General features: G+C 46.3%; 21 protein-coding genes, 1 other RNA gene and 1 pseudogene. 17 read left to right on the top strand and 6 right to left on the bottom strand.

The genetic code is table 11. From position 1 onward, the window contains the following. Nucleotides 1–367: 367 nt before the first annotated feature. From EP073_RS04665 to EP073_RS04650, 4 genes are all read left to right on the top strand, one after another. The gene (locus EP073_RS04665; protein WP_128466008.1) at nt 368–1,816 is read left to right on the top strand and encodes a circularly permuted type 2 ATP-grasp protein; all 1,449 of its coding nucleotides are present in this window, start codon (nt 368–370) and stop codon (nt 1,814–1,816) included. Nucleotide 1,817: 1 nt separating this feature from the next. Further along, nucleotides 1,818–2,756: an alpha-E domain-containing protein gene (locus EP073_RS04660; protein WP_164885276.1), complete on the top strand. Its 939-nt coding sequence runs from the start codon at nt 1,818–1,820 to the stop codon at nt 2,754–2,756. After that, nucleotides 2,753–3,832 (top strand): zinc-binding metallopeptidase family protein, encoded by a 1,080-nt coding sequence (locus EP073_RS04655; RefSeq protein WP_128466006.1) that lies wholly within the window; start codon nt 2,753–2,755, stop codon nt 3,830–3,832. The genes EP073_RS04660 and EP073_RS04655 overlap by 4 nt, the downstream gene beginning before the upstream one ends. 171 nt (nt 3,833–4,003) lie before the next feature. Continuing rightward, entirely contained in the window at nt 4,004–6,604 is a 2,601-nt protein-coding gene (locus tag EP073_RS04650; RefSeq protein ID WP_128466005.1) for a chemotaxis protein CheW, read from the top strand. Here EP073_RS04650 and EP073_RS04645 read toward each other — a convergent pair. From EP073_RS04645 to uvrB, 3 genes are read right to left on the bottom strand one after another with little or no spacing between them, the layout of a single operon-like run. Continuing rightward, nucleotides 6,601–7,572, bottom strand: coding sequence for a two-component system sensor histidine kinase NtrB (locus tag EP073_RS04645; RefSeq protein ID WP_128466004.1), 972 nt, complete (start codon nt 7,570–7,572; stop codon nt 6,601–6,603). The two genes, EP073_RS04650 and EP073_RS04645, sit on opposite strands and share 4 nt — an antisense overlap. After that, nucleotides 7,572–9,863, bottom strand: coding sequence for a penicillin-binding protein 1A (locus tag EP073_RS04640; protein WP_128466003.1), 2,292 nt, complete (start codon nt 9,861–9,863; stop codon nt 7,572–7,574). Before EP073_RS04640 ends, EP073_RS04645 begins: the two co-directional genes overlap by 1 nt. Beyond that, nucleotides 9,860–11,833 carry an excinuclease ABC subunit UvrB gene (uvrB, locus tag EP073_RS04635; RefSeq protein WP_128466002.1) on the bottom strand — a complete coding sequence of 658 codons (1,974 nt, stop codon included), beginning with the start codon at nt 11,831–11,833 and terminating at the stop codon, nt 9,860–9,862. Before uvrB ends, EP073_RS04640 begins: the two co-directional genes overlap by 4 nt. A gap of 163 nt (nt 11,834–11,996) precedes the next feature. On the opposite strand from uvrB, the gene EP073_RS04630 reads away from it, so the two are divergent. Continuing rightward, nucleotides 11,997–12,248, top strand: coding sequence for an FmdB family zinc ribbon protein (locus EP073_RS04630; RefSeq protein ID WP_128466001.1), 252 nt, complete (start codon nt 11,997–11,999; stop codon nt 12,246–12,248). A 53-nt stretch (nt 12,249–12,301) separates the two neighbouring features. Here EP073_RS04630 and EP073_RS04625 read toward each other — a convergent pair whose 3' ends face one another. Next, nucleotides 12,302–12,727 (bottom strand): bacteriohemerythrin, encoded by a 426-nt coding sequence (locus EP073_RS04625; RefSeq protein ID WP_128466000.1) that lies wholly within the window; start codon nt 12,725–12,727, stop codon nt 12,302–12,304. A gap of 106 nt (nt 12,728–12,833) precedes the next feature. Beyond that, nucleotides 12,834–15,578: an EAL domain-containing protein gene (locus EP073_RS04620; RefSeq protein WP_128465999.1), complete on the bottom strand. Its 2,745-nt coding sequence runs from the start codon at nt 15,576–15,578 to the stop codon at nt 12,834–12,836. Nucleotides 15,579–15,710: 132 nt separating this feature from the next. Between EP073_RS04620 and smpB the strand changes: the two genes are divergently transcribed. The 6 genes from smpB (at nt 15,711) to EP073_RS13885 (ending at nt 19,114) form a co-directional block, all read left to right on the top strand. Beyond that, nucleotides 15,711–16,157 (top strand): SsrA-binding protein SmpB, encoded by a 447-nt coding sequence (gene smpB, locus EP073_RS04615; protein WP_128465998.1) that lies wholly within the window; start codon nt 15,711–15,713, stop codon nt 16,155–16,157. Between the two features lie 195 nt (nt 16,158–16,352). Continuing rightward, on the top strand, nt 16,353–16,772 hold the full coding sequence (locus tag EP073_RS04610) for a MarR family winged helix-turn-helix transcriptional regulator (RefSeq protein ID WP_128465997.1): 420 nt from the start codon (nt 16,353–16,355) through the stop codon (nt 16,770–16,772). A gap of 40 nt (nt 16,773–16,812) precedes the next feature. Beyond that, nucleotides 16,813–17,340, top strand: a complete 528-nt coding sequence (locus EP073_RS04605) for an NAD(P)H-dependent oxidoreductase (protein WP_128465996.1) — start codon at nt 16,813–16,815, stop codon at nt 17,338–17,340. A gap of 103 nt (nt 17,341–17,443) precedes the next feature. Then, nucleotides 17,444–17,791, top strand: a transfer-messenger RNA (tmRNA) gene (ssrA, locus tag EP073_RS04600). A 246-nt stretch (nt 17,792–18,037) separates the two neighbouring features. After that, nucleotides 18,038–18,760: a hypothetical protein gene (locus EP073_RS04595; RefSeq protein WP_206617497.1), complete on the top strand. Its 723-nt coding sequence runs from the start codon at nt 18,038–18,040 to the stop codon at nt 18,758–18,760. A 12-nt stretch (nt 18,761–18,772) separates the two neighbouring features. Continuing rightward, complete coding sequence (locus tag EP073_RS13885) at nt 18,773–19,114, top strand: hypothetical protein (protein WP_206617496.1); 342 nt, start codon at nt 18,773–18,775, stop codon at nt 19,112–19,114. A 15-nt stretch (nt 19,115–19,129) separates the two neighbouring features. On the opposite strand, the pseudogene EP073_RS04590 reads toward EP073_RS13885, so the two are convergent. Then, nucleotides 19,130–19,471: pseudogene (locus EP073_RS04590) on the bottom strand (transposase); the annotation flags it as partial. Nucleotides 19,472–19,743: 272 nt separating this feature from the next. On the opposite strand from EP073_RS04590, the gene EP073_RS04585 reads away from it, so the two are divergent. The 6 genes from EP073_RS04585 to EP073_RS04565 all read left to right on the top strand — a co-directional run bounded on the left by EP073_RS04585 (nt 19,744) and on the right by EP073_RS04565 (nt 23,602). Continuing rightward, entirely contained in the window at nt 19,744–20,448 is a 705-nt protein-coding gene (locus tag EP073_RS04585) for a hypothetical protein (RefSeq protein ID WP_128465995.1), read from the top strand. Then, the gene (locus tag EP073_RS04580; RefSeq protein WP_164885275.1) at nt 20,448–21,527 is read left to right on the top strand and encodes a site-specific integrase; all 1,080 of its coding nucleotides are present in this window, start codon (nt 20,448–20,450) and stop codon (nt 21,525–21,527) included. The genes EP073_RS04585 and EP073_RS04580 overlap by 1 nt, the downstream gene beginning before the upstream one ends. Nucleotides 21,528–21,575: 48 nt before the next feature. Then, complete coding sequence (locus EP073_RS04575) at nt 21,576–21,788, top strand: hypothetical protein (protein ID WP_128465993.1); 213 nt, start codon at nt 21,576–21,578, stop codon at nt 21,786–21,788. A 121-nt stretch (nt 21,789–21,909) separates the two neighbouring features. Next, nucleotides 21,910–22,083 (top strand): hypothetical protein, encoded by a 174-nt coding sequence (locus EP073_RS13820; protein WP_164885274.1) that lies wholly within the window; start codon nt 21,910–21,912, stop codon nt 22,081–22,083. A gap of 120 nt (nt 22,084–22,203) precedes the next feature. Continuing rightward, nucleotides 22,204–22,416 (top strand): type II toxin-antitoxin system Y4mF family antitoxin, encoded by a 213-nt coding sequence (locus tag EP073_RS04570; RefSeq protein ID WP_128465992.1) that lies wholly within the window; start codon nt 22,204–22,206, stop codon nt 22,414–22,416. A gap of 1 nt (nt 22,417) precedes the next feature. Then, nucleotides 22,418–23,602: a HipA domain-containing protein gene (locus EP073_RS04565; protein ID WP_128465991.1), complete on the top strand. Its 1,185-nt coding sequence runs from the start codon at nt 22,418–22,420 to the stop codon at nt 23,600–23,602. The last annotated feature ends 46 nt before the right edge of the window (nt 23,603–23,648 follow it).

Here is a 23,648-nt window from a genome sequence, read left to right as displayed (position 1 = left end):
CGAAGCGAAAGCGGGTTTATCCCGCTGCGAGCGTGTGCGCAAATACGGCAGGATGTACGGATTTGCGTGATGAAGACAGCAAGTACGGATTATTTTTATATATACTGCCATTTAGTATAGCGTGACATAGCAGTCCCATGGATGGGGCTGCGCCGTGCGAAGCGAAAGCGGGTTTATCCCGCTGCGAGCGTGTGCGCAAATACGGCAGGATGTGCGGATTTGCGTGATATATTGACACACAAGAACAAAAAGCTGTAGAATAAGGGATAAATATAATCTTTTATCACTTATTTTTTTGCGTACGGTCTCCAAAACGCCTCATGAACTGAGGCGGAAACGATTATCTGAATCACACCAAGGAGGAGACATGCCCATCGGCTGGAATGATTATGATCCGTCGGATTTTTTTGACGAAGTAATGGAAAAGAAGGGAACGCCCAGAAAGGCTTCCGGGGAGCTTTTCGAGCATCTGAGAAAACTTTCATCCAGAGACATATACACCCGTAAAAAAACAGCCGAAGCGGCAATAATAGAGCTGGGCATAACATTCACCGTATACGGAGAGGGCACGAACATAGACCGTGCCATGCCCTTTGACATAATTCCCCGTGTCATGTGCGGGGATGAGTGGAAAAAAATCTCAGACGGTCTCGCCCAGAGGCTGAAAGCGCTGAATATGTTCATCAACGACCTGTACAACTCTCAGGAAGCACTCAAAGCAGGCGTAGTGCCCGAGGATGTAATAACCACATCCCGCAACTTCCGCAGGGAATGTATAGGCATGACGCCGGCTCACGGCGCGTGGGCAAACATATGCGGAAGCGACCTTGTGCGGGATCAGCACGGAACAATGTACGTTCTGGAGGATAATCTCCGTGTACCCTCCGGTGTTTCGTACATGCTTGAGAACCGCAAGATAACAAAGAGAGTTTTTCCCGAATTATTCAAAGATATAAATATTATCCCCGTCGACGACTACCCCTCCAAGCTGTTCGATATGCTCACGTCCATCGCTCCCGCAGGGGTGACAAGCCCCGAGATAGTAGTGCTCACTCCGGGAATATTCAACTCCGCCTACTTTGAACACGCTTTTCTTGCTCAGCAGATGGGTGCGGAACTTGTGGAAGGGACAGACCTTCATGTCAGCGATGACAACAGGGTATACATGAAAACCATAGAGGGGCTTGCCCCTGTGGACGTGATATACCGGAGGATAGACGATGACTTCATCGACCCCGAGGTATTCAGGAGCGATTCGATCCTAGGCGTTCCCGGGCTTATGCGCGCGTGGAGGGCGGGGAATGTCGCTATAGCGAACGCCCCGGGAACAGGGGTGGCGGATGACAAGGTTGTTTATGCCTATGTGCCGGATATGATACGCTTTTTTCTGGGTGAGGAGCCGCTGATCCCAAATGTGGAAACCTTCCTCTGCCGCAGGGAAGACCATATGAAATACGTGCTGGAGCATCTTCCCGAGCTTGTGGTGAAACCCGCCAACGAATCCGGCGGTTACGGCATGCTTGTGGGTCCTCATTCCACAAAGGAACAGATTGAGACTTTCCGCGGGCTGATACAGCAGAACCCAAGAAACTACATCGCACAGCCGACATTAAACCTCTCCGTGACGCCTACCCTCACAGAGGACGGGATAGACGGACGCCACATCGACCTACGCCCGTTCATACTGCAAGGCGCCGGAACCTATGTCACCGCAGGAGGGCTCACCCGTGTGGCGCTCAAAAAAGGCTCCCTCGTTGTCAACTCCTCACAGGGAGGCGGCAGCAAGGACACGTGGGTTATTGAGGAGGAGGCGTAGTATGCTGTCAAAAGTCGCAAACAGAGTGTACTGGCTCGGAAGATACATGGAGCGCACGGAAAACACGGCAAAACTGGTGAATGTGTATACGGGGCTTCTGCTTGATATGCCTAAAGGGACTGATGTGGGCTGGCACAGTCTGCTGAAGATCACCGGCTCTGAGGAGGATTTCAGCGGGCTGTACGATGAGGCGAGTGAGCAGAATGTGACCTCATTTCTTCTCACCGACCAGCGCAACTCCGGCTCCATGCTCTGTTCGCTCTCCTATGCGAGAGAAAACGCGCGCACAAGCAGGGACATACTCCCCAGAGAAGCGTGGGAGGCGGTCAACGAGATTTATATCCTTGCGAAAACGGACAAAGATACGATATTATCCCGCAGCGGACGCTATCAGCTCCTCACCCGTGTGATACAGGGCGGTCAGAGGCTTGAGGGCATACTCGCCGGAGGTCTAAGCAGGAACCATACGCACACGTTCCTTCACTTGGGGCGTCTGCTTGAAAGAGCCGACACCACATCAAGAATAATGGACGCCGGAGCGCTGCTTCTGTCCGAAAGCAGTCTGAAAAAGATGCGCAGCCTTGAGGGGATAGTGTGGATGAATCTGCTGAAAACCCTCAGCGCCTATCAGATGTACAGACAGGCGGTTAAGAGACAGATTGTGGGCACGGAGGTAATACGCTTCCTGCTTAAGGATACTAAGTTTCCCCGCTCTGTGGCTTTCTGTGCGGAGGCTGCGGCGGTTTTCGCCTCAAGGCTTCCCAACAGCGGAGCGGTAAAGGAAAAAACAAGCCTGCTGCTTCAGAGATTAAAAGATTTTTCTCCGGATAACGCGGGAGAAATGGAGATACACAAATTCATGGATGAAATACAGCTTGCCGTTTATGACATAGACAGTGCGGTATCCGCCACTTGGTTTAACTCGGAGCTTGCCGGATGAAAAGATTTCACTGCTCCTGCGGCTCGGAGATTTTTTTCGATAATACAAAGTGTATTAACTGCGGACAGGATGTGGGGTTCGACCCCGCTACTCTGCGCATGTTCACCCTTCAGGAAGTAAAAGGCGGTCTGGTCACGGAAGCCGGTGAAGCAGACACCCGTTTCCGGCTCTGCAAGCACAGGGCGGAAGAGGTGCTTGCCTGCAACTGGCTTATAACAGAGGATGATCCGCACGCAGAATGCCAAAGCTGCCGCCTTACGAGAGTTATTCCGCACCAGAGCATACCGAAAAACGTAAAACGCTGGCGCATACTGGAAGATGCCAAAAGACGAATGATCTACAACCTTCTCAACAACAGGCTCACCTTTGAAACCAGAGAGGAAGACCCCGAAAAAGGGCTTGTTTTTGACTTTCTGGAGGACAGGCGCTCAAACCCCCTCGTGGCGGAGGAGCATATATACACAGGGCACAGCAGCGGCGTGATAACCGTAAATGCAGCGGAAGCCGACCCTGAATACAGGGTCGCAGTGCGTGAGGAGATGAATGAGCGCTACCGTACAAATCTCGGTCACTTCCGTCATGAAATAGGTCACTACTACTGGATGCGCCTTGTGCAGAACACCCGCTGGGAGCCGGAATTCACCACTATCTTCGGCAACCCTTACTGGGATTATGACATCGCCCTCAAAAACTACTATGAAAACGGTCCCCGCACCGATTGGCAGGAATATCATATAAGCGCCTATGCCGGCATGCACCCCCTTGAGGACTGGGCAGAAACGTGGGCGCACTACCTCCACATGAACGACACCCTTGAAACTGCGGTATCCTTCAACATCATAAAGCTTGAATTCCGCAGAGACAACTTCCGCCAGATATTCGCCAAATGGATGGAGCTGACAGTGGCAATGAACGCCCTAAACAGGAGCGTAGGCAAATTTGACGCATATCCGTTTGTTATCAAACACATGGTCTACAGAAAGCTGGAGTTTATCCGCAGAGTGGTGATGGATGCCAGAGAGAGCAGCGCTCCGGCGGTTTTTTCAGCATGCGGAAGCAGCAGGAGCTGCGATTAATTAATCCACAACGCTTGCCTTATTTTTAATCAGTTTCAACAAGCACAATCGATAATTATTCTTAAAGGTTGTCAGGTAACGAAATTTTCACCTTATTGGATTTATTTATAAAGGCATATTTTTTGCTTATCCCCATGAAGTTAAATCTGTTCCAAAACGGGGAAAATCAATATGTCAGTCCAAGATACGGTTACCTATAAGGATGTTGTCATCCCGAAAGAGCTGATGGGCTTAATAAGCTACATGGCAGGGGTTGAGGAATACAGGGAAGAGCTGCGCACACTGGGCGGTCAGTGGGATCTCCTGAGTATTTTAGGCAAGATAAGCGGCACAGGAACAGACATGACGGGAACCCGTGAGGGCTTCAGGCATCTGACCTGCGAGCTTCTCAGCCAGCTTGGGCTTGAGCTGCTTGATAAAACTGTGCAGGAGATAGGCTCAAAGGCGCAGGTCGCCGTTGACATACTCATACGCAACCTGTTTGAGCGCACGGCGGATATAGGTTTCCTCGCCACGGATGATGACATAAGAGAATATATCATCAGAACAGAAGAGCTCAGAAAACTTCCCACCGGAGACGAGGAGCAGATAAACCGCACACGCATAAAAGAAGAAATGACCGCCCGCATTCAGGAGCGGTTCGCCGAATATGTTTCAAAATATTCCGTTTATTTCAATATAGTCCTTCTGGATACCGACGGACAGGTCATTGTTCAGCTTGATAAAAACAATAAGATCACGAAATCCGCCGATCCTCTGATAAAAGAAGCGCTCACCACCAAGGACGAATTTGTGGAGGTTTTCAGACACTCAGACATTCTTCCGGCTCATGAAAAATCTCTCATATATGCCTACCGAGTGACTGACGGAGCGAATCTCCGTTATTTGGGTGTTCTCTGTCTCTGTTTCAAGTTTCAGGACGAGATGAAGGAGATCTTCCGCAAGCTGAAAACCGGCGACGAGTGGTCTGTTATCTCAATCCTTGACAGCGAAGGGAAGGTCATAGCCAGCTCAGACCATTACCAGCTTCCCATCGGTGCTCCCGTTGAGATGGTAAGCGAGGATTCCTACGGCATAATCAAATTCGCGGGAAGAAAATATATTGCCAAAACCTGCCCGACAAAAGGGTATCAGGGCTTCTTCGGGCTCGGCTGGTACGGGCATGTGATGATGCCCATAGAAAACGCCTTTTCCTCCGCAAACGGGAAACGTGAAAGCATAGACCGCAGAATAATGGAAGCGGTGATGAGCGACCCAAGGCTTTTTTCCGAAGAGCTCCGCAGCATCCCCGTTCAGGCGGACAAAATACAGGGCGAGCTTGAACGCACCGTGTGGAACGGCAATGTGAAGGGAAACGATCCCCGCTCCAAGATACTTCTCTGGAGCGTTTCGGACGCCGGCGCGCGCACTAAAAGCGTATTCGAGAAATCCATAGGCAACCTTCACGAAACCGTGGTGGATTCCATTCTGGGCAATGTGTGGTTCTGGGCGGCTTTGGCTGTGGATATAATGGACAGAAACCTTTACGAGCGCGCAAACGACTGCCGCTGGTGGGCACTCACCTCCGCCTTCCGCCGCATATTAAGCGCTGCGCCGTCTCCGAGCACGGAGGATCGGGCAAGAATAGCCACCATTCTCTCATACATAAACGGACTCTACACGGTTTACTCAAACCTTTTTGTTTATGATGGAACAGGAAAGATAATCGCCGTCTCCAATCAGGCTGATGAATACCTCGTGGGCACAGTGCTCACAAAGGAATGGGCAAGGCAGACGCTGGCATTGAAGGAAAGTCAGAAATACATTGTTTCACCATTTGCTGTCAGTGAGCTTTACTCAAACAGGCACACTTACATTTACGGAGCGGCGGTACTCGCTCCCGAAAACGGCAGAAAAACTGTGGGCGGCATAGGAATTGTCTTCGACAGCGAGCCTCAGTTCAGGGGCATGCTGAACGACTCTCTCCCGAGAGATGAAAAGGGGCGTATACCGGACGGCTGTTTCGGTGTTTTCGCCGACAGACAGAGGATGATAATAAGCTCCACCGATACGGAGCTTAAGCCCGGCGGCATTATAAACCTTGAGAAAGACCTTTTCTCCATGCCCGCCGGAGAAGGAACATCAAAAATAGTTGAATACAACGGGTACTACTATGCGGTTGGCGCGCACACCTCATCCGGCTACAGGGAGTATAAAACCAAGGACGGTTACATGAACGATGTTGTCGGGCTTGTTTTCATGCCGCTGGCGAAGATCTCCGAGACTTCCGCAGTTAAGGTACGCAGGCGGGATATGAACATACAGGTCTCAAGCGACAAAACAGGAACAGACTGCCTTGAGGCGGCGACCTTCTTCATAGGCACAAAATGGCTGGGAATAGATGTGAAGCATGTAGTTGAGGCTATCGATCCCGACGGGCTGACCCATGTTCCGGGGAACAGGCGCTTCGTGAAGGGGCGCATTATTTATCAGGATGTTCCGCTCCTTGTGGTGGATATACGTTCGCTCCTTGAGCTGCCGGAGAAGGAGATGGATTCGGAAACGCAGATAATCATACTCACCACCGGAAAAGATCGGTTCGGACTTGTTGTGGACGCTCTGGGAGAGATACCCGAAGTGCCGAATTCAAGAGTGGACAGGAGTGAGCATATACTGGAGAACTCAAAATATACGGAATGTATTGTGAAGCCCGACCCGAAATCAGGGCATAAGGAGATGCTGCTTGTGCTGAAGCCGGACGGCATAATAGCCGCACTGCGTGATATGCTTTAGCCGCTCTTTTCGCTTGAGGGGTGCATGCGTGAGGGAATGTAGACTATAAAGTCCGTTCCCTTGCCCTTCACCGAGTTAACCTCGATGCGCCCGTGGTGCTTGTCTATGGCTTCCTTGGCGATGATGAGCCCCAGCCCCGTGCCTTTGTTCTTCGTGGTGAAAAACGGCGTGAACAGTCTTTCCTGAACCTGCTCCTCCATCCCGGGACCCGAGTCGGAGATCACTATTCTGAGCATGGAGCATGCCTTCTCCATCTCCTTGTCCATATATTTTATGGTGGGGTCAATGGTTACCTCCACCTCAATATCCCCTTCACCCTGAGCCTCACAGGCGTTTTTGAGTATGTTGGATAAAGCCATGAACAGCTTTTCCCTGTCCGCCTTGATCGTTCTGAGGTTGCGCAGCACACGGAACCGCAAATCAATACGGGAATAGACTATCTTTATGCCGTCACGCAGTTCGCTTATGAAGCTTTCCACATCGATTTCGTCAAATTTTACAGTCATCTCACTGAGCATGTGTATATTGCCGAGGATCGATTTTATCCTGCCGCTCTCCTTCTGGATGATACCGGCGCATTTTTCGATATATTCGTTTTTCGCTTTGGCGGCGATGATCTGCGCCGTACCGTCAATCACTGTAAGCGGAGTTTTTATTTCATGCTGAAGAGAGGATATATCCATAATATCCCCGAGCGGCTGGTTAAACTCATCCAGAGCGATTACAAAAAACTCGTAATCCTTGCGGGAAGAGATTACTTTTATCCCGTAAGTCCCTCTGGGGGTTTTGAAAACAAGATTATCACCATTGATTTTGCCGAGAAGGAACTCGCCGAATTTGCGTATGCCGAAGGCGGACATTTCATCCATGAGCAGCTCAGCCTGAAAGTTAGCGGACTTTACCTTGCCTTCCTTTGTGATTGAGAAGAAGGCAAAGGGAACATCCTCAAACTTTTTATGAGACATCATCACTCCGTTACGTCATAGGGTTCAAAAGTGAAGTCCGTGGCGTAGCTGTCCGTGATTTTATGAGTACCGGAATCTACCTTGTAGTACATAACGTTTTCCGAAACAGGAAAAACCGCGTAAGGAAACTTGCGCAGAGAGGTGTTCATATAATCCACCCATGCGGGCAGTGCGGCGCTTGCTCCCGCCATGGAGTGACCTATGACCTTGAAATCGTCAAAACCGACCCATACGCCGCTTACCACATTAGGCAGATAGCCAACGAACCATGCGTCTTTAAAGTCGTTGGTTGTGCCTGTCTTGCCCCCTGTGGGTCTGTGGAGGATTCTGGCTCTCTTGCCTGTTCCCTGTTCCACGACATTTTCCATTAACTCGATCATTATCTGCGCTGTTTCGGGCTTGATAACGTCTGTTTTTCCGGACGGCTTGTATTCCTTCAGCAGATTCCCTCTGCCGTCCTCAATCTTCGTTACATAATAGGGCTGAACCCTGTAGCCGAGGTTGGGAAAAACACTGAACGCCGAGACCATCTCTATGAGAGGAGCGGAGCCGGAGCCTATGCTGATCGAAAGATCCCTTGCGAGATGCTCGGTCATTCCGAATTTTTTCGCGTATGAAAGGATTGTTCCTATGCCTATTTTTTCGGCTATTTTGATTGTCACAACATTTCTGGACTGTGTGAGAGCTTCCTTAAGAGTGGTGAGTCCGTAAAATCTGCCGGAGTAGTTTTCCGGCTTCCAGTATTCCCCCTCTTCATCCATGGCTTTCACCACGGGCGCATCGTAGGTTTCTGTCATCACGTCGTAGCCGTTTTCAAGAGCCGCGGAATAGACTATGGGCTTGAAAAGGCTGCCCACCTGACGCTTTGCCTGCACAGCCCTGTTGAACATGGATTTGGAGTATTCAAACCCGCCAGTGACGGCGAGTATTGCTCCGGTATCAGGTTCCATGGATATAAGGGCGCTTTCCAGATCAGGATCAGCCTCTATCTCATAGTAGCCGTTATCCTTATTAAGAACGGAGACATATATCACCGAGTTCTTTTTTATGATTGTGGCAAAATCAGTGAGACGTGAATAGCTGCCGCCGCGCGGTTTTGCCCATTTGTTGTCGTTAAGACGCAAAATCCCTTTTGAACGGTCGGCAAGCAGAATTTCCGCCTGATTTTTTTCAACCTTAGTCACAAGAGCACGCTGAAAACCCATGGAGAGAATATACTGCCTCTCCTCCTTCAGGATTTCATCAAGCCTTGCCCTGCGCTCCTCCGCGCCTTCGCCCCTGTTCTCTTCAAAAACCGTTATGACGCCGGCGTAACCTAGTTCCTTACTAAGACGAAGGATATTGTTTTTTACTGCTGTTTCGGCATTTTTCTGCAAATCAAGATCAAGAGTGGTGTACACTTTGTATCCGCGGTTTTCAGGCTCTTCATCCTTAAACTCATCCCTGATGAACCTGACAACCATATCCGTAAAATATCCCGCGTAGGAGTTTTTCGGCTTGATTTTATCTATTATTTTAACCTTGTCATCTGCTGCGTCTTTGTAAGCGTCTTCAGTTATGTAGCCTGTTTCAAAAAGCCTGTAGAGAACATGGTTTCTGCGGCTTACAGCCTTATCCATATTTATGTGCGGGGCGTAAATACCCGGTGCCTTGGGGATGCCCGCTATCATAGCGGCTTCGGCGAGAGTAAGCTCGGAAGCCTTCTTGCCGAAGTAGTTTGCGGCGGCGGCTTCAACGCCGTATGCTCCCCTGCCGAAGTAAACCTGATTGAGATACATCTCAAGTATCTGTTCCTTATCAAGGAAGTTGTCCAGACGATAGGCGAGGATCGCCTCTTTTATCTTGCGCTTAAGCTTCTTCTCGGGAGTAAGGTAGATTATTTTCACAAGCTGCTGAGTAAGCGTGCTGCCACCCTCAACAACCCTGCCCGCCTTCACATTGCTGACAAAGGCACGCATTATGCCCATCATGTCCACGCCGCCGTGGTCAAAGAATCTTGCATCCTCAACAGCTATGACAGACTGCCACATGTATTCGGGCATTTCATTTATGGAGATAGGATAGCGTCTTTCCGTGCCCAGCTCGGATATGGGGTCGCCGTTGCGGTCATAGATTATAGTGGGTCTGTCGTACTGAAAATCCTTAAGCTGCTCAACTGACGGAAGCTGACGGCTGAGTACGTATATGTAGCCCAGAACGCTGCTGAAGGTGAACAGCATAATAAAAAGCGCCGCGCCTATGACAAGATACATAGGTCTGGCGTTTCTTATGAAATCCTTTATTGTGTCTATCATTTTTTCACGCTGTACTCAAAGAGCATGTCACGGAGCCTTGCCGCTTTTTCAAACTCCAATGCCTCTGCGTATTCCTGCATTTTTTTCTTAAGCTGTGCTATGTCTTTTTCTTTATTGCCCGTTAATCTTATACCATCCTCATCCGGCAGATCAACTGTTACATAGTCTTTTTCGTAGATGCTTTCCATTATATCGGAGATTTCGTTCTTTATGGTTTCAGGGGTTATCCCGTGCTCCGCATTGTAGGCAAGCTGCTTCCGGCGTCTGCGCTCCGTCTCGTCCATGGCGGACTGCATGCTCGGAGTTATCCTGTCGGCATAGAAGATCGCCCGCCCGTTCACGTTCCTTGCGGCGCGCCCTATGGTCTGTATCAGTGACCTCTCTGAGCGGAGAAAGCCTTCCCTGTCCGCATCCAGAACGGCTACAAGGCTTACCTCGGGAATATCCAGCCCTTCCCTCAGCAGGTTTATTCCCACCAGTACGTCAAATTTGCCCAGACGGAGGTTCCTGATTATCTTAATGCGCTCCAGCGTGTCTATTTCTGAGTGAAGGTATTCCACACGGACGCCCACCTCCTGATAATACTTCGTGAGCTCTTCCGCCATGCGCTTGGTAAGAGTAGTGACAAGCACACGCTCGCCCTGTGCGGTTATCTTCTGAATCTCCGCAAGAAGATCATCCACCTGAGTTTTAGCTGAGCGGATCTCTATGAGCGGATCGATAAGCCCTGTGGGACGGATAATCTGTTCGGCTATAATCCCTTTTGAGTCATTAAGCTCATAGTCCGCCGGTGTGGCGCTCACGTACATCACACGGTTAACGGCGCTGCGGAACTCCTCGAACTTAAGCGGTCTGTTGTCCAGCGCAGCAGGAAGGCGGAAACCGAACTCCACAAGGGTCGTCTTGCGGGAGCGGTCGCCGTTGTACATTCCCCGTACCTGCGGAACGGTCATGTGGGACTCGTCTATTATGACAAGAGCGTCCTTCGGCAGATAGCTGAGCAGTGTCGGCGGCGCTTCCCCCGTCGTCCTACCTTCAAAAAAGCGGGAGTAGTTTTCAATGCCGTTGCAGTAGCCCGTCTCCATTATCATTTCTATATCGTACATGGTGCGCTGAGTGAGCCTCTGCGCCTCAAGAAGGCGGTTGTTCTCCTCAAGAAAGCGGCAGCGCTCCAGAAGTTCGTTTCTTATATTCTTAACAGCGTCTTCCCTTGTTACTTTCTGGGTTACGTAGTGAGTGGCGGGATATACGGCAAGCTTCAGGCGCTCCTTTATTGTCTTACCTGTTATTGGGTCAAACTCGGACAGCCTGTCCACCTCATCCCCGAAAAACTCTATGCGGTAGGCGACAGAATCCTCATGGGCGGGAAAAACCTCCAGAGTATCGCCTTTAAGACGATAGGTTCCCCTGTGAAAATCATAGTCATTGCGTTCGTACTGAATCTCAACCAGCTTCTCCAGCACCTCTTCCATGTCTGCTGGTTCGCCTGTCTCAAGGACAACAAGCATACCGCTGTACGCTTCCGGCGAACCGAGACCGTATATGCAGGAAACACTGGCGACGATTACTACATCACGCCTTTCAAGAAGGCTTCTTGTGGCGGAGTGACGGAGCTTGTCTATCTCCTCATTGATTGAGGAATCCTTCTCGATGTAAGTATCGCTGGAGGGAACGTAGGCTTCCGGCTGGTAATAATCGTAGTAGCTGACGAAATATTCCACGGCGTTTTCCGGAAAAAACTTCTTAAACTCTCCGTAAAGCTGTGCGGCAAGGGTCTTATTATGCGCTATTATCAGCGTGGGAACATTCAGACGCTGGATAACGTTCGCCATTGTGTACGTTTTGCCGGAACCTGTAACGCCCAGAAGCACCTGAGCATCTGCGCCGTCACGGAAATTCTCCGTGAGCTGGTCTATGGCGGCGGGTTGATCCCCCGCCGGAAGATAATCCGAATTAAGCTTAAAACTCATGAAAGTTATTCTATATTTTTTTGGCGTCTGTACAATGAATAATTAATATTTCCCGAGATAAAAGCTTGATTTTTTCAGCATACGGTAATATTCATTTTGTTTCGGAAGAATAAAAAAACAGGGCACTGAAAAGTGTCCTGAAACTTTTTTGAAGGTGACAGGAATGCCTATTTACGAGTACAGATGCAGGTCATGCGGAAAAGTTACAGAGATGATGGAAAGCATCACAAGCGTTGAGAAAGTAAAGGAATGCCCTGCCTGTAAGGGTGAGGCGGAAAGGATTATGTCTGTGAGCGGTTTTCAGCTTAAAGGCGGAGGATGGCACGATCAGGGCTACTCAAAGGCTCCATCATGCGCGTCTGCGGATTCATCATCCCCGAAATGCGCTTCATGCCCCGCTGCCGCGGGCAGCTAAACGGTCTCCGGCGCACTCAGAGCATGCGGGTGCGCTTATTGTTTCTCAGGTTCTCAGCCTGCGGTTCCGCCTCCGGTTTTTTTAACTGAGTTAACGTAGTCACCCAGAATGCTGTCTGTCTTGCTGATGTGATTCGCAAGCCAGTCCTGCATTTTTCTCTGGAGAGTCAGCGGAAGCGAAACAGAATAGCCCTTTGAGAAATAGATGTCCTTTATCTCATCAAAGTCGGCTCTGAATTTTTTGTGCTGGATTATGTGGAACTCTATGTCGTGATAGCTGTTTTCACGCATGAATTCCTCTTCCCTCGGAAAATATTTGAGTATGTGAAGCTCAACAAACCGCATGGTCTTACGGATTTCTTCCTTGCCCTCGCCGTTTTTCATGGCTTCAAGCAGACGGTTCATGGCGGTCACAAAAAAATCGTGCTGCTGATCCATGAACTCTATTCCCGTGATAAACCCGTTCCCCTTTTTAATCATAGCTATTTCCTGTCTGTTATTGAATTAGATAATAATCAGTTTTACAGCAAGACGAAACCGAAAACAATATTTATTACTCCGAAGCTGTTATTAAAGTTGAAAATGCTTATATTACAATTGCTTGAGAGATAAAGACAGGTTTCTCCTCCGGCTTTCCGTAAAAATACCCCTGTCCGTAATCCACACCGAGAAGACTTATCTCCCGGGCTATGTTTTCGTTGGAAATAAACTCGGCGACGGTTCTCATGCCGGAGTGTTTAGCGAGAGAAACTATGGAGGCGATAATCTCTCTTGAAGCCTCATCATCCTCCACCCTCTTCACTATGGATGCGTCTATTTTCAGATAATCCGCCCTGATGTTCATAAGATAATCAAAGTTGGAGAAGCCTGCGCCGAAGTCATCTATGGAGATCTTAGCCCCTCCGGACTTGAATTTCTCAAATATTCTGTTTGTCTCATCAATATTTACAAGCTCCTGAGACTCCACTATCTCAATGACAAGACGTCCGAGAACACCATTGTTTTTAGCTACAGTGAAAAGATAGTCCATAGTGTCACGGTCGAAAATATCCTCCACGGAAAGATTGATGGAAAAGTGGTAAGGCAGATTCTTAAACGCCGCCACCGACTTCTCAATAACCCGTGCCGTAAGCCTTGGGTACATATTGGTTTTCTTTGATATATCAAGGAACTTGGCGGGGCTTATCACATCTCCGTTCTCGTCTATTATCCTCATCAGGCATTCGTATTTTTCGCTGTCGCCCGTTTTCAGATCTATGATCGGCTGGTAGTACGCCGTTACCCTGTCATTTTTCAGGGCATCGGAGACTTTTCTGATTATTTCAAGATTCTCCTCAAAGTCGGCAATGATTCTGTTGTCTGCCTGAGAATAAACCAGAATATCCTGTTTGAGCTTTTTGGCCCCGTTGAGCGCCATATCAGCGTAAGCGAGAAGATTATCCTTATCGGCGGCGATACCCGCAGTGAAATAGATGCGTTTGTCCTCACCATGCCTTTCCTGAAGAATAGCCCCTACTCTGCGCATGGCTGCGGCTATATTTTCTTTGAAGACAAGAATATCCGCATTGTCCGCAAGGATCCCGAACTTATCCGAGTGCAGCCTGTAGACCAAGTAGCCGGAGAGAGCGGGGAACGCCACAAATTCTCTGGCTGTTTCCATAAGTATGCGGTCGGCAAAGTGGTTGCCGAAGAACTCGTTTATCTGCTTAAAACCCCGTATGTCAAGTATGGCAAGCACGGGGTACTCTATCGGCTCGGCATCATTAATCAGCTTCACCCTGCTGCCCAATCCCGTGAGACTGTCGCTGTTGAACAGCTCCTCAATGCGGTTGCGGTTTTCCACAAGCTCCGTAATGTCGTTCGCGCAGGCGATATACTCTATCACTTCTCCGAATCTGTTCAGTATAGGGGCTATTGTGGCGCTTATGTAAAAGCTTTCGCCGTCCTTTCTTCTGTTTCTCAGTACACCTTTCCATACTCTCCCCTTTGTAATGGTTCCCCAGAGATCCTTGAAGGTCTCGATGGGAGTTGTGGGGTGTTTAATGATGTTGTGTCTGTTGCCCAGAAGCTCGTCCCGGCTGTAGCCGCTTATTTCGCAGAATTTGTCGTTCACATAGGTCATCACGCCGAACTCATCGGTTATTGTGACCACCGAGCTTTTATCAAGAATTGATTTATATTGCTCAAGGAGGTTTCTGTGCCCCTCCTGCCTTATCTCAAGCCTGCGTATCATCCTGTATATGAATACGCCTACGGCTAACACCGCAAGGAAAAGATAGACTATAACCTTTTTAACTTCCGCCAGATCATTCTGAACAAGCTTCTCAATAAGCCTGCGCTCCTCCTCCAGTTGTTTCTCAAGGTCGCTGAAGTAGAAGCCTGTCCCTATCACCCAGCCCCAAGGCTTGTACTCTGTAACGTATGTGACTTTCCGTTCGGGAACAACAGTATCCGGACGGGGCCAGAAATATTCGGCGTAACCGCCGCCGTTTTTCAGTATTTTATCTATCTCCTGAAAAATATACTGCCCGTCACGGGAACGCATGTTTTTCAGATTTTTGCCCTCAAGCTCCGGGGTTATCGGATGCACAACCGCCTGAAAATCGTTTGTGTTCACCCAGAAATAGCCGACTCCGTCCTTTCCGTAACGCTCACGGCGTATGGAAGCCGCCACTCTTTTTTTCGCTTCCTCTTCCGCGCTCTCCACCGTGAATGAGCTGCCGATAAACAAAGGAACACCCTTTAGCCTCTGCACATAGCCTATTCTTCTTTTTCCGCTTTTTACGAGATTATCCTGAAGTTCATATGAACCGAAACCGAAGCCGCTGTCCCGCAGTTCTTTAAGAACATCAGAAAGCTCAGGACTCCCTTTAAGCAGTTCAAGGATATTTCTACCTATAAAGCTCTCATCCTCTTCGTGGTAAATTATTTTCCCGTCTTCCGCCACTATAAAGAAACGTCCGGAATCATCCGCACCCTTAAAGGCGGAAATCGTCTTACCGAAATCAGCGGATTTGTAAGATCCTCTCCTTTCCAGACTGAGGTTCACATATTCAGCAGCGGAAGCCACTCTAAGCGCAACGGCGGATTTTCTCATCTCAACGCTGCTTTCCCTCACAGCATCCATACGCTTCAGCATCCGCTGAACTTCGCTTTTCACCTCTGCCTGACTGCTCTCCACAAATCTTTTCTCAAGAAGAGCCGCACGCTCCTCATAGTCATTCTTTGCGTTAGCATTCACAAAATACATGACCACAGCGGAAAAAACCATTGCCGTGGAAAGAGAAGCAAACAAACTGAGAAGCGAGGCGCTGTACTTATAAGCGGTCATTAACACACCTTCAAATAATACTTCCGAAACAATAATTCCTATATTGTAACTATTATTTCATCAAATAACAATCTTTCCTCTTGTATTTTTGTTCACCGGATAATAATTTAATCAATTACGGAGAAAATCATAATGGCAACACTGGCAAGCAACAAAAAAGCATATTTTGACTATGAGATAATCGAAAAGTTTGAGGCAGGTCTTGTTCTTCAGGGCACTGAAGTTAAATCCGCAAGGGGCGGAAACGTGAACCTGAAGGACTCTTTCGTTAAAATCATCGGTGAAGAAATGCACCTTATCAACTGCCATATATCTGAATATAAGCAGGGAAACATCGCTAACCACGAACCCACCCGCTCCCGCAAACTGCTTCTGCATAAGAAGGAAATCACACGGCTCATCGGTAAAATGAATGAAAAGGGGCTTTCTGTGGTTCCCTTGAGTGTTTATCTAAACTCCCGCAATCTGATCAAAGCTGAGATAGCTCTTGTGAAAGGTAAAAAGAGCCACGACAAGCGTCAGGTTATCAAAGAACGTGACCTGCAAAGAGAACTGGGCAGAGAACTCAAGATCAGATAAGCCTTATTCAAGGCTTACAAAACCTACATCTTCGTGCGTATTCTAAGTAACACCTCGTCCGGAATATAGTCAATATTATTTTATATTACAGTATCTTATAACTTTTTCCAATTAACCATACTTTTTCTATCCTATTTTCCCCTTGACGCAATCCGGAGGTGCATTATATTTGTATGTACAAGCAAGGAGAACGAAATGGAAGGTCACACTCCTAAAAAATGTCTTTACGCGGCGAGCATGGGGTTCGCCAGACAGATTTCCAAGCTCGCGGAAGAATGCTTCTCGGAAACAGGGATGAACCCTTCACAGGCGTTTCTGCTTATGCTGGCGGCGGATGAACCGGGGATAAACCCCACCAAAGCGGCGGAGCTTCTTGCCCTTGCTCCTTCCACAATAACCCGTTTCGCAGACGGATTGGAGAGAAAAGGATATATAACCCGCAGCAGATGCGGCAAAAGCGCAGAAATATACGCCACAGAAAAAGGCAGAGAAATGACAGCAAAAATAACCGAAGCGGCACAGAAGCTTTATGAGATGTATTCCGAAAAGCTCGGCAGAAGCGAGGCGGACAACCTTGCACAGCTTATAAGCGACGCTGCGGAAAAAATGAGATAAATCCCTTTCTAAATAAGAACAACAGGTTAAGGAGAATACCATGAAAACACTTGTAATTTACGGACATTCATCACCCGAACAGTCATTATCAAATGCGGCAATAGTAGCTGAGCTGGCAAAACTGCCGGATGTTAAAGTAAGAACACTCGCCGAACACAGAGTTAACGGTCATTTTAACGTGGAGGCAGAACAGCAGGCGCTTGTTGAGGCAGACAGGATAGTTTTCCAGTTTCCGTTTAACTGGTACAGCCTGCCGTGGATCCTCAAGCAGTGGGTTGACGAAGTGATCACATACGGATTTGCATACGGCGAAGGCGGCGATAAACTCAAGGATAAGTCTGTTATCCTCTCTTTCACCACAGGCGTTCAAGCTGAGGGATACGTCAGCCCTACTACTGATGAACTGCTGCTTCCGGTTAAACAGACACTCGCCCTCACTCAGATCAGGCTTGAGCCAAGTGAATCCTCCAATGGGATGATGTATATCCCCGGCTTTGCGGGTGATAAAGACGAAGTGCAGGCAAAAGCGCTCGCACACGCAAAAAGACTCGCCGCAAGGCTTAAATAATTTCAGAAGGCGTGCCTGCCGGATGTGGTCGGCACGCTTTTATATGTTTGCGGAATAAAGAGCTTGCACTAAGCCGCCGAACATATATACTAACTGTCCTCATGGGGGCGATCGGTTTCGACGGGGAATCGTAGGTCCTGGGAGCATGCCGAGGTCGGCACCTCGTTAATTAGCCGGCAAATAGTAACTGCAAACAACGAATTTGCACTCGCTGCTTAATTGACGGCGACGCACAGAGCGAGGCCTGCTCACGGCTGACCCGAGTGCGCCAAACAATAGTGAGCCAAGTCCTTTGAACCGCCTTAAACAAAGGGACTGAAACCTAAAGGCTTACTTTAAGTCATAGCTGTCTGTGGCTGAGATTTAAAGGACACCTGATCACAGAACAAGCATGTAGCGCCTTCGACTGTAAGTTTTTCGGACGCGGGTTCGATTCCCGCCGCCTCCATTTTTTTCTTCTTTATTATCAATTAATTACAAGTGCACTTTTAGACTTGGCACATATTCGGCACAGCACAGACACTTTCAATTAAAAAAGTCTAGAAAGTTTTATGATGATTTTACTCCCGTACCCTCGATTAAAATTCAAAATCATTGAATAATGAATTGTCTAAAAATATGTTCTCTAAATATTTTAAACTGATTATACTTATATAATTCATTTTGAAAAACTTAAATCTTAAATATTGAGGGAAAAATGGGCAGAGATTTAACACTCTATCCTGAAGATGCATCCAAAAACGATCTTAAAAAATATTTAGAAAGCTGGGGATTCATTAAATGCGGTCATCTTTGGGACTGGCCGCAAGGGACACTTAATTATTCATGGTTTGTATATGATGAGTTTAAATCAATAGATGGGGTGTCTGCTGATATTTTCCCTGTAGTAGGTGATGACGAATCGATAACAAAAAGTAAATGGGCTTTGCATGTAAGAAATACTTACAGTGCAAGTTGGCATGATGTTAAAATGCTAAATGATGTGTTGCGAGGAGCTAGAAAGCTATTCGGAGGGATTATCAAAGGCGATTATGGTACAAATCGATATGCTCCTTTATGGGAAGATAAAAGCTCCCCGTTGAGCAGAGGGCTAACATCAACATTTCGACATGTAGAGCAGCAAATCAAAATGCTAGAACTTTCACTCCCAGATGGTCTGATGCAATTTAATAAACATGAACCAGAAAATAAGGTTTTCAAATGGATGCAAACCAGTGAACCCAGAAGAATACTTTATAATGGTCTTGTACCATTTGCGGTCTCAATTTTCGAGTTTTTTTTCTCCCAATCGTTTCAAATATTAATCAAATATGATGAATTTGCGATAAATAAACTTCAAAAACATTCGATGAAAGTTGAGTTTGCTGATATTCTTAATATTTCAGAAGGGCATCTGTCAATTGAGCAATTGAGCAATTGAGCAATTGAGCAATTGATAAGCAGTAAGTATTCTTTTCAAAATATCACACAAGTCAATAAAGCTTTTAATGAATGGCTGAACATCGATTTTTTAAAAATTATTTCTAAAAAAAGAAAAATTGGCAACAAAGTTGTTCGCCTTAACGATATAATTAACGATATTATTAAATATAGACACGGCGTAATTCATCATTTACTTATAGATACATCAATGACAAAAGAAGAATATATAAATATCCTTACCGCAGTAAGAAAAACAATAGAGGAATTTACCCTTTTCCTTGAAAATAAATATAGTATTGAAATTGAAAAACTATACTATAGTGCCACCCCTTGTCAAGACAGTATAATCTGATTTCTTAATGTGTTTCTATGCAGCCATTCTCACCTGATTCATATGCACATCCATAGGTCTTCTGTAACCTAAGTCAGAATGTAATCTTTCATTGTTGTAGTAATCCGTGAATCTACCGATTCCGACTCTTAATTCACTGATACTGCTGTAATCCCTGACATATATATCATCGTACTTCAAAGTACGGAAAAATCTCTCAATTGCGATGTTGTCGGTAGAGCGCCCAGTGCCGTTCATGGAAATCTTGATATTATGCCTCTTAAGCATCTCTGTATGGCGATAAGAGGTGTACTGACTGCCATGATTTGAATTTAAGATCTCAGGAGTACCGTGTTTGTAAATAGCTTCCTCAAGAACAATCTTCGTCTTCTGCTCGACAGAGAACTGCCGTCTCTTCTTACTCATGCAGACCTCCGATTTCTCATAGTATTTTAAGTCAAAAAACACTTAGAAATCTACACTCACTGTCTCAATTCATCGGTCCACTATAGGAAGATGACGAAGAACGCTATTACCTAAATGCAGAAATATTTCCAAATATCATCCGTGAGCTAAAGAACTTCTTTCAGGATGATGAGTTGGTTTTTCACTCTTTAAGGCACTCTTTTGCGTCAAATATGCTGATACGTATGTTCAAAGCAAAACTGCCGGAGCTTGCTGATACATTGCCGCCGAAATATGAATCTGGAAAAATAACCAACGCTGATGAAGAAAATTTCAGACAGCTCTTTAAACAGGAAAGCTATACCTACGGCACTGATTCATTATGGCGAATCTCAGAACAGCTCGGACACATATCACCTGAGATTTCCATCCAAAGCTATATCCATATCATAGACTGGATTACGGAAGCATTTATTCGCAAGCAGGATAAAAATGAATCGGTCATAAGCTACCAGCAGTTTTTAAGACTGTTTCTGGATACTGACCACGGAGTTTTTCGTCAAAAGATTCTGCAAACGGGATTGGTTGCAAAAAGCAAAATAAGGCTGAGCAATGTCAGGAAATGGTCGGGAAAGAGGTCACATATGTTTCTTGAAGAAGTATTAAAAGAGCTTTCTAAAGGTATTCATGAGCTTCACAGCAAGATTGAAGAGGTCACTGAAATTTTGAACAGTCATATAGCAGGCAGTGAGCCAGAGTTTCTCACAATCAAGCAGCTCAGCGAAATGAAGGATTGGCCTTACAGTGAGCAGGCGACAAGAAAGATGATAATGAGAGAACGATTGGTGGAGGGAATCCACTATTTTAAGGTCGAAGGTAAAATCATCTGCAAATGGTCGACATGCCGCCGTTATTTATCCAAAAACTACTCCGATATGAGGATAGCATAATGGCAAAAATCAGAGCAAAAAACGGCGTACTCTTTATCGACTTTTATTACAATAAAGAGCGATACAGAATATCTCTCGGACTCAGTGATAACACCCGCAACATGCACGCCGCCAATATAAAGGTTAAGCTGCTGGAATCTGTCATTGAAGCAGAGAAGCTCGGATTAGCAAAAGCAGATTTACAAGCAATTTTTCCGGAATCCGGGCAGTTTGCTCCCAAGCAGGAAGCACCTAAAAAACTGCTGACCTTTGATGAGATGTATCTTGCATGGCTTGATAACAAGGTTCATCTAGCCAAAAATACTCACAGAACATGGCGGTCATTCCATCGCAAGCATATCTCTCCGGTTATCGGTTATAAAAAGGTGACCGAAATAAACCAGACAGACATCAGCATGATGATAGAGATTATGAAGCGGGATAATAAGAATTCCGTAATCAATAAGAAGCTTGTACCGCTTAAAACCTTTTTCAGAGAACTCGCCGAGGATGAAATTATTACAAAGAATCCGATGGCAAGAGTACGATCGTTGAGAAATGATAAACCTGAAATCAATCCTTTCAGCAAGGAGGAATTGCATGCACTCATTGACGCCTTCAAGGATTTTTATCCGTTCTATGTAAATTTCATATCGTTTCTTGCATTCAGCGGCTGCCGTCCGAATGAAGCTGTAGCTCTGCAGTGGAAGCATATAGACTGGGAAAACAGAATAATCATGATCCGGGAAGGGTATGTTCTCGGAGAAACCACAACACTCAAAACTTCAAGCAGCAGAAGGGACATAGATATGAACGACCTTCTTTTCAATCTGCTTCAAGAACAATATAAAAAACGGACTGAGAATGCTGAGCCTTTCGTCTTCACCAATATGCTGGGCAAGCGTATGTGTTGGGAAAATTTCAGGCAGAAATACTATAAAGCAATGGAAACAGCCGAATTGCCCTCAAGACCGGCATACCAGCTTCGCCACACATTCGCTTCATTGGCATTGAAAGCAGGAGAGGATCCGACATGGTTTCCAAGACCCTCGGCCACTCCAGCCTCAGAACAACCTTGGAAAAATACAACAGATACATAGCATCAAAAGACAGAAAGGACGGCAGTCTGTTCGCAGGAGAATTTAAAGATGGGATCTAATTCAGGAATAGCATTTTTAGGAATATTCGGTTTAACAATTACAATTTTGGCTTTTTTTGCAGCCCGTGGGCTTGAAAAGGTAAACAAAAAAGAGAGGGAAAAAACAAAAAAGAAGAAGAAAAGAGCTGCACTCAAAATATACAGGAATGCAAAACGTAATCCTTCACGCTTTATAAGATCGATGAAACACCGGAGGAAATAGCTATGCGTGTTTTTTATGAAAAGACCCTGAATATTTGTTCCGCGGTAACAAAAGTCATTGTGCTGGAGATTTTCATTAAATACGGACTGATACTTTTAATGGGATAAAGGAGTAAACTAATATGAGAATGATATGCAAGAAGATTTTTGAGCTTTGTGTTATGCTGTCAATGGTTGCTGTTTTAGGTATTATCTTAAAACCGGAAATGAGGCTGGAGCTTGTACTTTACTTAATCGCTTCAATTACCTGCGGGATCATCATCTTTATTTTATTAAAAAGTAAAAAGGATGACTGAGCATTTTTTTAATTCTACCGCTCGGGATAATGAATCTGGTTTTTCTTATAATTCTCCCTATCGGTAAAATTTATTGATTTTATTCAATTTTAAGCCTATGTTTTACCGAAGGGGATAATTATGCGTATAATCAGCAGTGAAGACTTTGGAAAAATAATACGGGAGAGACGTAAGGAGCTGGGGCTGACGCAAACTCAGCTTGCCCAGCTCAGCGGTGTCGGACTGCGCTTTATTTCCGAGCTTGAGAGGGGCAAAGAGAATGTCCGTCTGGGATATGCAATCAAAATTGCCTCCAATCTCGGAATAGATATTACCGCAGAAAGCAGAGGCTGACATGAAGTATCTGAATGTAAGCATTCCTACCAAAAGCGGACTGAAGCCTGTCGGCAGGCTTTATGAGGACTATTCCTTCGAATATACAGGTAGTATTCGGATTTCATGTTCGATGCCCATCGACAGCGAAGCTGATAAAGAGATTGTTTATAACTTTTTCACCGGACTGCTGCCGGAAGAGGAACAACTAAAGGCGGTTGCACAATTTTATCGCCTCAGCGTAAGAGATTCCTTCGGCCTGCTTAGTAAGCTCGGCGGAGACTGCGCTGGAGCATTATACTTTTCCGAAGACAATAATTTTATTTCCAAAGGCTCTTACAGAAAGCTAACTTTGAGCGAACTGGGTAAAATCATCGATGAGCTGCCCAGAAAGCCTTTTGCTTCCGATATAAAAACAAGAATGTCCTTAGCCGGTGCACAGCCGAAGCTCCCAGTCATGTATGACGGAAATGATTTCTATCTGCCGGAAGAAACAGCCGCCAGCACTCACATCATAAAGCCTGTGTACAACCAAAAGCTTGAAGGCTTGGAAGAGAATGAGCATATATGCCTTACACTTGCTAAGTCAGTCGGACTGAACACCATAGATTCTGAAATCATAACTATCGGAGACTACAAGGCGCTTCTGGTTAAGAGATATGACAGAAAACCTGATGAAGATCTGATAATACGTCTGCATCAGGAGGATTTCACCCAATGCTTAGGCATATCCAGAGACAGCAAATATTACGGCGAATACAAACAGATTGCTGACATCATCAGAAGATACTGCAAATCACCTGTTCTGGATATTCTTTCATTAATAAGATGGACACTTTTTAACTATCTGATAGGCAATGCGGACGCCCACCTCAAGAATATCTCTCTGCTTTATGATGATATTGAATCGGGCAACAAGGTAAGCCTCGCACCGTTTTACGACATAGTTTGCACGGATATTTACGGATTTGATGTTGAAATGGCAATTTCAATAGGCGAGCAGGTAAATCCCGGGCACCTCACCATTGAGGACTGGAGAAAATACGCAGATGATTTGGGAGTAAATATTCGACTTATACAGACAACCTTTAAGGACATTACAGAAAAAATTGATTTCGAATTAATAGCAGACAGCAATATAAAGAGCCAAATTCAGGGAAAATATAATGAAAGAAAAATGTGGCTCTTGGAAACATTAAAACAATGAAGAGCACTCTCAGGCTAAGCGATTACTCTATAAGTCATTTTATGTA

This window comes from Geovibrio thiophilus, from assembly GCF_004087915.1.
Classification (GTDB): domain Bacteria; phylum Chrysiogenota; class Deferribacteres; order Deferribacterales; family Geovibrionaceae; genus Geovibrio; species Geovibrio thiophilus.
The sequence above is the reverse complement of the archived record's forward strand: the minus strand, read 5'-3'. Positions and strand labels throughout refer to the sequence as shown.

Bases quoted from the DNA above. Each gene is read 5' to 3' on its own strand.
- EP073_RS04605 (WP_128465996.1), top strand. From the start codon at position 16,813: ATGAAAACACTTGTAATTTACGGACATTCATCACCCGAACAGTCATTA.
- EP073_RS04565 (WP_128465991.1), top strand. From the start codon at position 22,418: ATGAAGTATCTGAATGTAAGCATTCCTACCAAAAGCGGACTGAAGCCT.
- EP073_RS13820 (WP_164885274.1), top strand. From the start codon at position 21,910: ATGAGAATGATATGCAAGAAGATTTTTGAGCTTTGTGTTATGCTGTCA.
- EP073_RS04650 (WP_128466005.1), top strand. From the start codon at position 4,004: ATGTCAGTCCAAGATACGGTTACCTATAAGGATGTTGTCATCCCGAAA.
- EP073_RS04645 (WP_128466004.1), bottom strand. From the start codon at position 7,572: ATGATGTCTCATAAAAAGTTTGAGGATGTTCCCTTTGCCTTCTTCTCA.
- EP073_RS04640 (WP_128466003.1), bottom strand. From the start codon at position 9,863: ATGATAGACACAATAAAGGATTTCATAAGAAACGCCAGACCTATGTAT.
- EP073_RS04585 (WP_128465995.1), top strand. From the start codon at position 19,744: ATGTTCAAAGCAAAACTGCCGGAGCTTGCTGATACATTGCCGCCGAAA.
- EP073_RS04575 (WP_128465993.1), top strand. From the start codon at position 21,576: ATGGGATCTAATTCAGGAATAGCATTTTTAGGAATATTCGGTTTAACA.
- EP073_RS04580 (WP_164885275.1), top strand. From the start codon at position 20,448: ATGGCAAAAATCAGAGCAAAAAACGGCGTACTCTTTATCGACTTTTAT.
- EP073_RS04630 (WP_128466001.1), top strand. From the start codon at position 11,997: ATGCCTATTTACGAGTACAGATGCAGGTCATGCGGAAAAGTTACAGAG.
- EP073_RS04595 (WP_206617497.1), top strand. From the start codon at position 18,038: ATGGGCAGAGATTTAACACTCTATCCTGAAGATGCATCCAAAAACGAT.
- EP073_RS04610 (WP_128465997.1), top strand. From the start codon at position 16,353: ATGGAAGGTCACACTCCTAAAAAATGTCTTTACGCGGCGAGCATGGGG.
- EP073_RS04660 (WP_164885276.1), top strand. From the start codon at position 1,818: ATGCTGTCAAAAGTCGCAAACAGAGTGTACTGGCTCGGAAGATACATG.
- EP073_RS04620 (WP_128465999.1), bottom strand. From the start codon at position 15,578: ATGACCGCTTATAAGTACAGCGCCTCGCTTCTCAGTTTGTTTGCTTCT.
- smpB (WP_128465998.1), top strand. From the start codon at position 15,711: ATGGCAACACTGGCAAGCAACAAAAAAGCATATTTTGACTATGAGATA.
- EP073_RS04570 (WP_128465992.1), top strand. From the start codon at position 22,204: ATGCGTATAATCAGCAGTGAAGACTTTGGAAAAATAATACGGGAGAGA.
- uvrB (WP_128466002.1), bottom strand. From the start codon at position 11,833: ATGAGTTTTAAGCTTAATTCGGATTATCTTCCGGCGGGGGATCAACCC.
- EP073_RS04655 (WP_128466006.1), top strand. From the start codon at position 2,753: ATGAAAAGATTTCACTGCTCCTGCGGCTCGGAGATTTTTTTCGATAAT.
- EP073_RS04665 (WP_128466008.1), top strand. From the start codon at position 368: ATGCCCATCGGCTGGAATGATTATGATCCGTCGGATTTTTTTGACGAA.
- EP073_RS04625 (WP_128466000.1), bottom strand. From the start codon at position 12,727: ATGATTAAAAAGGGGAACGGGTTTATCACGGGAATAGAGTTCATGGAT.